We start from the raw sequence: 7,704 nt of genomic DNA, 5'->3' as shown, positions 1-7,704 counted from the left end.
CACCCGGTTACATTCCGAACCCGGAAGTTAAGCTTCCCAGCGCCGATGGTACTGCACTCGGGAGGGTGTGGGAGAGTAGGTCACCGCCGGACAATTTTTGGTTGCAGAAAGGGCTCCACGCATGACGCGTGGGGCCCTTTTCGCGTTTCGGGGCCCTGCGCGTGGCGCGTGGGCCCTTCTTTTGCGTTCCGGGTCGTTTCGGGGGTTCGGGCGTGCGGAAGGGCAGAATGACGTCCCGCGGAGCGGTGTAGTTTCCCATCCGCTAAGCCCTGTGCGCCCCCGTAGGAAACACACACCGATTGTTGTCCACCACTGGATGGGATACCACCGAGCCGCCAGGGCGGCAGTGGAGCTGTGCGCTGGGATTTCTGGTCATCGGTGTGAGCTCGGTTTATCTTGGGTTGCCAAGCGAAATAGCTGGTCAGCTGCTTAAAGGCGTGTCAGGTACGTAAGGCTGGTAGGTGCGCAGCAGCCAGGCGTAGCGGGCCATCTTGACAGAGAGAGGGGGCTGAGATCAGCAAGACGATGGCCCGGGCAGAGATGAGGACCAGGTCTGGGATGACCATCGCAGCCGGCCGCCCCCTCTGTATCAAGCCGCGGCCCGCAGGTGCTGCTGAGCCCATTCCTCGAAGCTGGTGAGCGAAAGGCCGAGCTCCCTGGCGTACTGCGGGCGGGCCGGCTGGCCGGCTATGTTCATCCACTCGTGTGAGGCGCCCATCGCCGGCATTCCGGCGGCGAGTGCCTGCTCCTCGGTCATGTCCGGCGCGGACAGGTGCGTGCCCAGCGCGCGGGAGAGGACCTCGGCGATCTCCGTCATCGACAGGTAGTCACTTGCCAGCTCCAGCTCGACCCCGTGGAACCGCTCCGGCTCGGCGATGGCTGCGGCGGCTGCCCTGCCGATGTCGTCCACCGCGGCGAGGGAGAGCCGTGTGTCCGGCTTCACGACGCTCACCAGACCGCCTTCAACGCCCCGCGGGAACAGGAAAGCCATGGACGGCAGGAAGTTCTCCATGAAGAAGCCCGGCTTGAGGATCGTCCAGCGGGAGAAGCCAGCCGCGCGAACCCGGTCCTGGATCGTGCTCTTGGCTCCCAGGCTGGCGTCCAAGGAGCCCCAGCGGCCTGCGATCCAGCCAGGAGCCTCGGTGTGCTGACCGGCGCCACTGGTGGACGTGTGTACGAACTGCGGCACTCCCGCAGCCTGCGCGCCTTCGATGAGGTTGACGGCCTGGGCCACCTCTCCGTCGAAATCGAAACCTTTGGCGGCCAGGGCGGGCATCTGAACAGAGAAGACGGCGCGGACACCCTTGGCGGCCCGCACCACCGAATCGCGATCGTGGAGATCACCGGTGACCAGATCGGCGCCTAGTGCCTCGACGGCCTTGGCTCGCTCGGTGTCGGGGTAACGCACCAGGGCGCGTACGGGAACGCCTGCAGCGAGCAGGGCTCGGGCGGTGGCGCCGCCCTGCCTGCCGGTGGCGCCGGTGACCAGGACGGGTGCGGAATCTGCAGACATGGTGCTCCTCAACGCTATAAACGGCGGGGGCCGCCGTTTTCTGTGCGATACGATATGGCGGGTCCCGCCATTTAGCAACCCTGGAGATGACGCCCATGCCCGACCGCCAGCGCGCGGACGCCCGGCGCAACTACGCGCGCATCCTCGCCGTGGCCGAGGAGGAGGTCGCCGCGTACGGGGCCGGCGCCTCCCTGGAACAGATCGCGCGCATCGCGGGGGTCGGCTCGGCCACCGTACGCCGCCACTTCCCGACCCGCCGGGCGCTGCTGGAGGCGGTCTCCCATCAGCGCATCGAGGCCCTGGCCACCCGCGCCCGCGAGCTAACAGGCAAGGGTGACAGCCGTGACGCGCTCCTGGAATGGCTCAGTGACGTCGTCGCCTACTGCGTCGCGGCCCGAGGGCTGGCGGCGGCGCTGGCCTACGACGGGGCCGAGCCCGACCCCGTACACGAGAACACCTGCTCGGCGATGATGACAGAGGCGGGGAACCCTCTGCTGCAGCGCGCCGTGCAGGACGGGGCGGTGGCGGAGGGCGTCACCGTCGCCGACCTGATCGCGCTGATCGTGGGCGTCGTCCTCGCGACGGAGCACCACCCTGACCCGGCGGCCCGTGCGGACCGGCTGTTCCGGCTGGCCGTGGCGGGCCTGAGCCCGCAGGGCTGAGAAGCCTGCTCGAAAGACCGTCCCTCGTCCTGCCTGCTTGATACGAGCCGTCAGGCGGCGAAGCGGCGGCGGGCGAACTCGAGTGGCCGATGGCCTCCCACGCTGGCCCACGGCATGGTACCCGATGGCTGCCAGAGGCCAACGTGACTGCGGCGACGCTGACGTACGACGCGTACGACCGGGCACTGAGGGAGATCGTTGTCAAGAGAAGGGGTTCCACAGGTGACCAACATGCCTGACAACCCCAGATAACCTGTCCGGCATGTTCCTCGGGAGCCCACTTGCCTCACATGCCTGACGCCTTCTCGGCGCCCTAGATAACCGGGACGGTCAGTGGAGCTGTGCGTCGGGATCTCTGATGGCCGGCGTGAGCTGGGGCAGTCAAGCGATCTCCCATGATGCGTACACGCCGAACCCGTTCCCCGGCAGAGGTCCGGCCTCGAAGGTGCCGCCGTACAGCGTGGCCCGTTCACGCATACCCGCGAGTCCGTGTCGGCCCACCTCACCCGGCAGGCGTCGCTGCCCCGGCCCGTCGTCGACGACGGAGATGCTCAATATCCCATCGACGACCGACACGCTGGCCTGGCAATGGGCGGAAGCAGGTCCCACGTTGGCAGCCGTCGCTCAGGCTCCTTCAACCGGGCACCAAGAAGTCCGACGCCTGCCCGCGCGGCCGCCCGGGGAGCTGAACCGGATTGAAGCCCAGTTCACCGCGCTGCACGAGTTCACTCTCAACGGCACCGACCACGCTTCCCACCGTGAGCAGGGCAGCATGCTCCGCCGTTACATCGCCTGGCGCAACCGCCGCACCCAAAACGAGCGCCTACGCAGGATCATCAAGAGGACAAACGTGGCCTGGCACGGCACTAGCCGCCCACCGCCTGGAGGCCGGTCATCCGCCGATCCCAAGGCCGGGCGGGCAGGCGACGCTCTCGACGGAGCCATCGGGGCGCTGGAGCTCGCACCCACTCGTACTACCGCCGCCCCAGAAGCCGAAGCCGTCCCAGACGCCGAAGAAGAAGACCACACCGATCACGATCGCGATGAGCCCGGCGACTATGCCGCCGTAGCTGCCGCCGGTGTTCTCCGCGGGCATGGCCGTGGTCGGGTCCTGCGGGTCGTAGAGCACCTCGGTCTCGTCGCCGGTGCCGAGGTTGGAGGTGGTCGCCGCCTCGGTGGTGATCTCTCGTCCCTCCAGGGTCGTGAAGGTCAGGACCGGCCACTGGTTTGCTCGCAAGTGCTCGCCTCGTCCCGTGAACCTGGTCCGGACGTCGCTGACCACGCCTTGCACTCGCTGCGCCTGCTGTACGAATCGCCTGCCGTTGATGATCCCTCTGATCGAAACCAGAATGAGCACCAATCCAAATGCCACGAACAGCAATGGGAGGTACTGGAACAGGTCGTTCAACGCAGATCTCCTCGGGTCGGTCTGCACGTTAGAACGTTTCGGCGGACCATGGGTTCCCGTCGTCGGTGGAGTGGTGGACTCCGTACGCGAACCCGCTCAGCCACCTGAGGAGCGTCAAGTGATCATGCCGACCGAGACGAGATCCCGTCGGCGTAGCGCGCGAACAGGGCAAACCCGATCTGCTGCGCCACTAGGTTGTGGGAAACGACACGAGCTTGCGGGCTTCCTGCGGTCCCGTAGGGAGCGGGTCACGCCAGCCGAAGAGCGTCGGGATCAAGGAGCTGGGGCGGCGCCGAGTGGCGGGACTGCGCCGCGAGGAGGTCGCGCCACTGAGGCGGGAGGGTGCGGCTGCTGGCGAGCCGGGCGCTCTCGCCGGCATACGACTTAGGGGCGCTTCCGGACGTAGGCGGGCCTCAAGCTCGTTTTCTCCGCCGGCCTCGGGCAGCGGTTGTGGTGATAGCCGCGCCGTGACCCAGGCAGTGCGACAAGTACAAGGCGGGCGCAGGTCTTCTCGGTGTTGAACGCCCGCGACGACGTGCGCAGCCCCGCCAGGTAGGCGGCCGCCGCCCTGGCCTCGTGAGCTGACACTGATGCGCTGAGAGGGGTCACATCCCGAAGCCCTAGCATGGAACTTGAAGATCAGAATTCCGGGAGAGGCGCTGTGACGACCGAAAACGATCTGCGGCACCTGCGGCGATGTGTGGAGTTGGCGACCGAGGCACTGGAGGTGGGAGATGAGCCGTTCGGGTCCGTGCTCGTGTCCGCTGATGGGATCGTGCTCGCTGAGGATCGCAGCCTTGGTGGCCGCAGGCGACAATACCCGGCATCCGGAGTTCGAGCTGGCTCGGTGGGCCGCAGCGCATATGACGGTTGAGGAAAGGGCGGCCGCGACCGTTTACACCTCTGGAGAGCACTGCCCGATGTGTGCGGCCGCGCACGGGTGGGTCGGGTTGGGGCGCATCGTGTACGCGAGTTCGTCGGAGCAGCTTGCCGGGTGGCTCGCCGAGTTGGGCGTTCCCGCGCCGCCGGTGCGGACACTGCCGATCCAGCAGGTCGTTCCGGGTGCTGTGGTGGAGGGGCCGGTGTCGGAGCTTGCGGCCCAGGTGCGGGAGCTGCACCGACGTCGTCACAGTGCCTCTGGCTGAGGTCCGCCCGGTACGGACGTCGTCACAGCGGTCCCCGGATACCCGCGATACGGGCTCGGCAAGTCGGTCCCGTCAAATTGCAGGTCCCGTCAAGCGTGCGGGTCCCTGCCAACAGCCCACTCATCCCGTCAGACGTGCAGCTCCCCCCGTCAGCACCCGTGACCGCTCGCCCGGCCAGGTGTCCGCGAGCGCGTCGTACGCCCGCGTACGGATTGCGCCGGGGCCGAGCTCTGCCTGCCGCGCGAGGCCGCGTTCGTAGCGCTCGTTCACAGCGCGACGCCGTGGTAGGAGGTGAAGGCGAGGATGCGGTGCCAGGCGTCGGTGCAGGCGTCCTGCCACTGCTCGTAGGAGTCGTCGAAGAACGAGTGCGGGGCGCCGTCGTACACGTGCTTCTCGTACGGCTTGCCAGCCCGGTCGAACTCGCCGGTCAGCGTCGCGTACTCCTCCGGACTAGTGGCCACGTCGTCTCCCGCGAGCAGCATGAGCAGGGGTGCGGACGGCTGGCCCGCGCGGTCGCCGACGAAACGTGGCGGCCCGTAGAAGCCGACGGCTCCGGCCAGGCCGAGCCCGGCCGAGGCCAGCCGCCAGGAGTAGCCGCCGCCGAGGCAGAAACCGACACTGAACAACGGGCCGGGGTGCCAGCCGCGGATCGTCTCCGCGGCGGTGGAGGCGTCGAGTTCGACGTGTTGCGGTTCGAGCAGGGCCATGTGGGCGTACCCGTCGAACGCTTCGTCCCGGGGAGCGATGCCGGCGCTGCGGCCGTAGTAGTCCATCACCAGGGTGTGGAAGCCGGCCTCGGCGAACCGCTGGGCCAGGCGCGCGTAGAACGGGTGGAAACCCCGCACATCGGGCATCAGCAGCACGTTGTTGCCGTTGGGGACTTCCGCGGCCGCCCGGTAGACCAGGAAGCGGTTGCCGTCGGCGACGGCGAGTTCCAGCGGCCCGTGCTCGGCCACCCCTCCGGTGACGGCGGGAGCGGCCGGGGGCTTACTGTCGAGGTCGTGGCACATCGTGGGGTTCTCCTTCTCCCGGTCTGATGGGGTGGAAGCCTGCCAGGGGCTTCGGCGGGTGTCCCAGGCCCCGTGGATCCGGGTACTGGCAGGGCCACCCTTCGCGGTGGAGGAAGCCGACATACTGGGTTTCGTGGGAGAACGACAGGAGCTGGCGGGTTTCCTGCGATCACGTAGGGAGCGGGTCACGCCGGAGAGCGTCGGGATCAGGGGGCTGGGGCGGCGCCGGGTGGCGGGGCTGCGCCGCGAGGAGGTCGCGCAGCTCGCCGGGATCAGCGCCGAGTACTACCAGCGGCTGGAGCAGGGGCGAGCCGCGCATCCGTCACCCGAGGTTCTCGACGCCATCGGCGCCGCCCTGCGCCTCGACGACGTGGAGCGCGCGCACCTGCGTACCCTGGCCGGTCCCGTACGGGAGCGGCGGCGCGCGGCGCCCGCCGCCGACGTCGCCCGGCCGGAACTGGTCGGCATGCTGGATCTGATCCGCACGCCCGCCATGGTGATCAACGACCGGTTCGACGTCCTGGTGGCCAACGCCGTGGCCGCGCGCCTGTTCAGGTTCGACGAGGGCCGTCCCAACCTGGCCCGGAGGCTTTTCCTGACCCCAGACGGCAAGAACCTGTACGTGGACTGGGACCAGGTCGCCGCCGAGACCGCCGGGCAGTTGCGGGTCACGTTCGGGAGGTATCGGGAGGACACCGAGCTGGCCGGGCTGATCCGCGAGCTGCGTGAGAAGAGTGCGACGTTTCGCGCGCTATGGGGTGGCGGTGACGTCAGCATGCGCACACATGGGGTGAAAAGCTTCCGGCACCCCGCCCTGGGCACCGTGAGCTTCACCTATGAGCACTTCGTCCCTGCCGGGGACTCCCGGCAGCGGCTGATCGTGCTCGTGCCGGTCGCGGGCAGCGCCACCGAGGCGGCGGTGCAACTGCTCGCGAGCTGGGCGCTCTCGCCGACGTACGACTAAGGCGTACGACTAATTGGCGCTTCCGGACGTAGGCGGCGGCCTCAGACCCGTTCCTCCGCCAGCCCTGGACGACGGTCGTCCCATCGCACCGCACGTGCGGTCCGGTCAAAGTACAGTTCCCCCGTCCAACATCCAGGGTCCGCTCATCCCGTCAGACGTGCAGTTCCCCAGACAGCACCGTGACCGCTCGCCCGGCCAGGTGTACGCGGTCCCCGTCCAACCGCACGTGCACCAGCCCGCCCCTGGCCGACAGTTGCGCGCCCACCATGGTGTCCCGTCCCAGCCGCTGCCCCCAATAAGGGGCCAGCGCGCAGTGTGCCGAGCCCGTCACCGGGTCCTCCGGCACCCCCACGTTCGGGGCGAAGAAGCGGGAGACGAAGTCGGTCGATGAGCCCCGCGCCGTGACGATCACGCCACGGGCCTCGATGGTGGCCAGTGCCGCGATGTCGGGTGCGAGTGAACGTATCGCCGCCTCCGATTCCAGCTCCACCACCAGGTCGAGATTGCTCCTCCCGACCTGCACCGGTGCAGCTCCGAGTACATTTTCCAACCCGTCGGGAACGGCCGCCGGTGACACTTCCTTCGCCGGGAAATCCATCGTGATCATGCCGTTGGCCATGCGATTCACGGTGAGAGTTCCGCTCGCCGTACTGAATTCGAGCTGACCGCCGGCCGCACCTGTGGAATAGAGCACATGTGCGGTGGCCAGCGTGGCGTGGCCGCAGAGGGAGACCTCGACCGCGGGGGTGAACCAGCGTAGCGAATCGCCGAGCAGGAAGGCGGTCTCCGACAGGTTCATCTCCGTGGCGACTGCCTGCATCCATGACTCGGGAGAGGGCGAGTCCAGCAGGCACACCGCGGCCGGATTGCCCCGGAAAGAAGTGTCGGTGAAGGCATCTACAGTGAACACGCGCATGTATCGAGGCTATCGGGGGAGAGATATCCAGGTGATACCTGGCCGCTAGCCGTACAAAATGGAATTAGTTGTGGGCGTGTCGCACG

The 7,704-nt window shown here is 68.0% G+C and carries 8 protein-coding genes, 1 rRNA gene and 1 pseudogene; 4 read left to right on the top strand and 6 right to left on the bottom strand.

Translation table 11 applies throughout. The features are described 5' to 3' along the window. Positions 1-92 (top strand): 5S ribosomal RNA (gene rrf, locus AB0J16_RS58785); the annotation flags it as partial. Positions 93-589: 497 nt separating this feature from the next. On the opposite strand, the gene AB0J16_RS58780 is transcribed toward rrf, so the two are convergent. Next, a complete protein-coding gene (locus AB0J16_RS58780; RefSeq protein ID WP_358557882.1) occupies positions 590-1,513 on the bottom strand; it encodes an NmrA family NAD(P)-binding protein in 924 nt (307 codons plus the stop codon). A gap of 95 nt (positions 1,514-1,608) precedes the next feature. Between AB0J16_RS58780 and AB0J16_RS58775 the strand changes: the two genes are divergently transcribed. Then, complete coding sequence (locus AB0J16_RS58775) at positions 1,609-2,175, top strand: TetR/AcrR family transcriptional regulator (protein ID WP_358557880.1); 567 nt, start codon at positions 1,609-1,611, stop codon at positions 2,173-2,175. Between the two features lie 381 nt (positions 2,176-2,556). Here the strand turns inward: AB0J16_RS58775 and AB0J16_RS58770 are convergent, their stop codons facing one another. Together AB0J16_RS58770 and AB0J16_RS58765 are read right to left on the bottom strand one after the other, a co-directional pair. Further along, on the bottom strand, positions 2,557-2,751 hold the full coding sequence (locus tag AB0J16_RS58770; RefSeq protein WP_358557878.1) for a hypothetical protein: 195 nt from the start codon (positions 2,749-2,751) through the stop codon (positions 2,557-2,559). Positions 2,752-3,067: 316 nt separating this feature from the next. After that, the gene (locus AB0J16_RS58765) at positions 3,068-3,583 is read right to left on the bottom strand and encodes a DUF3592 domain-containing protein (RefSeq protein WP_358557876.1); all 516 of its coding nucleotides are present in this window, start codon (positions 3,581-3,583) and stop codon (positions 3,068-3,070) included. Between the two features lie 661 nt (positions 3,584-4,244). Between AB0J16_RS58765 and AB0J16_RS58760 the strand changes: the two are divergent. Beyond that, positions 4,245-4,728 (top strand): annotated as a pseudogene (locus AB0J16_RS58760) (nucleoside deaminase). Positions 4,729-4,848: 120 nt separating this feature from the next. Here the strand turns inward: AB0J16_RS58760 and AB0J16_RS58755 are convergent. Further along, positions 4,849-4,998, bottom strand: coding sequence for a hypothetical protein (locus tag AB0J16_RS58755; protein ID WP_358557874.1), 150 nt, complete (start codon positions 4,996-4,998; stop codon positions 4,849-4,851). Then, on the bottom strand, positions 4,995-5,738 hold the full coding sequence (locus tag AB0J16_RS58750; protein ID WP_358557872.1) for a dienelactone hydrolase family protein: 744 nt from the start codon (positions 5,736-5,738) through the stop codon (positions 4,995-4,997). The genes AB0J16_RS58755 and AB0J16_RS58750 overlap by 4 nt, the downstream gene beginning before the upstream one ends. Positions 5,739-5,871: 133 nt before the next feature. On the opposite strand from AB0J16_RS58750, the gene AB0J16_RS58745 reads away from it, so the two are divergent. Next, a complete protein-coding gene (locus tag AB0J16_RS58745) occupies positions 5,872-6,702 on the top strand; it encodes a helix-turn-helix transcriptional regulator (RefSeq protein WP_358557869.1) in 831 nt (276 codons plus the stop codon). 151 nt (positions 6,703-6,853) lie between these two features. On the opposite strand, the gene AB0J16_RS58740 is transcribed toward AB0J16_RS58745, so the two are convergent. Further along, complete coding sequence (locus tag AB0J16_RS58740; RefSeq protein WP_358557867.1) at positions 6,854-7,618, bottom strand: PhzF family phenazine biosynthesis protein; 765 nt, start codon at positions 7,616-7,618, stop codon at positions 6,854-6,856. Between the last annotated feature and the right edge of the window lie 86 nt (positions 7,619-7,704).

The sequence above is a fragment of the Nonomuraea sp. NPDC049750 genome, from assembly GCF_040659625.1.
Taxonomy (GTDB): domain Bacteria; phylum Actinomycetota; class Actinomycetes; order Streptosporangiales; family Streptosporangiaceae; genus Nonomuraea.
Note: the sequence above shows the minus strand (reverse complement) of the source record. Positions and strands in the feature narration are given on the sequence as shown.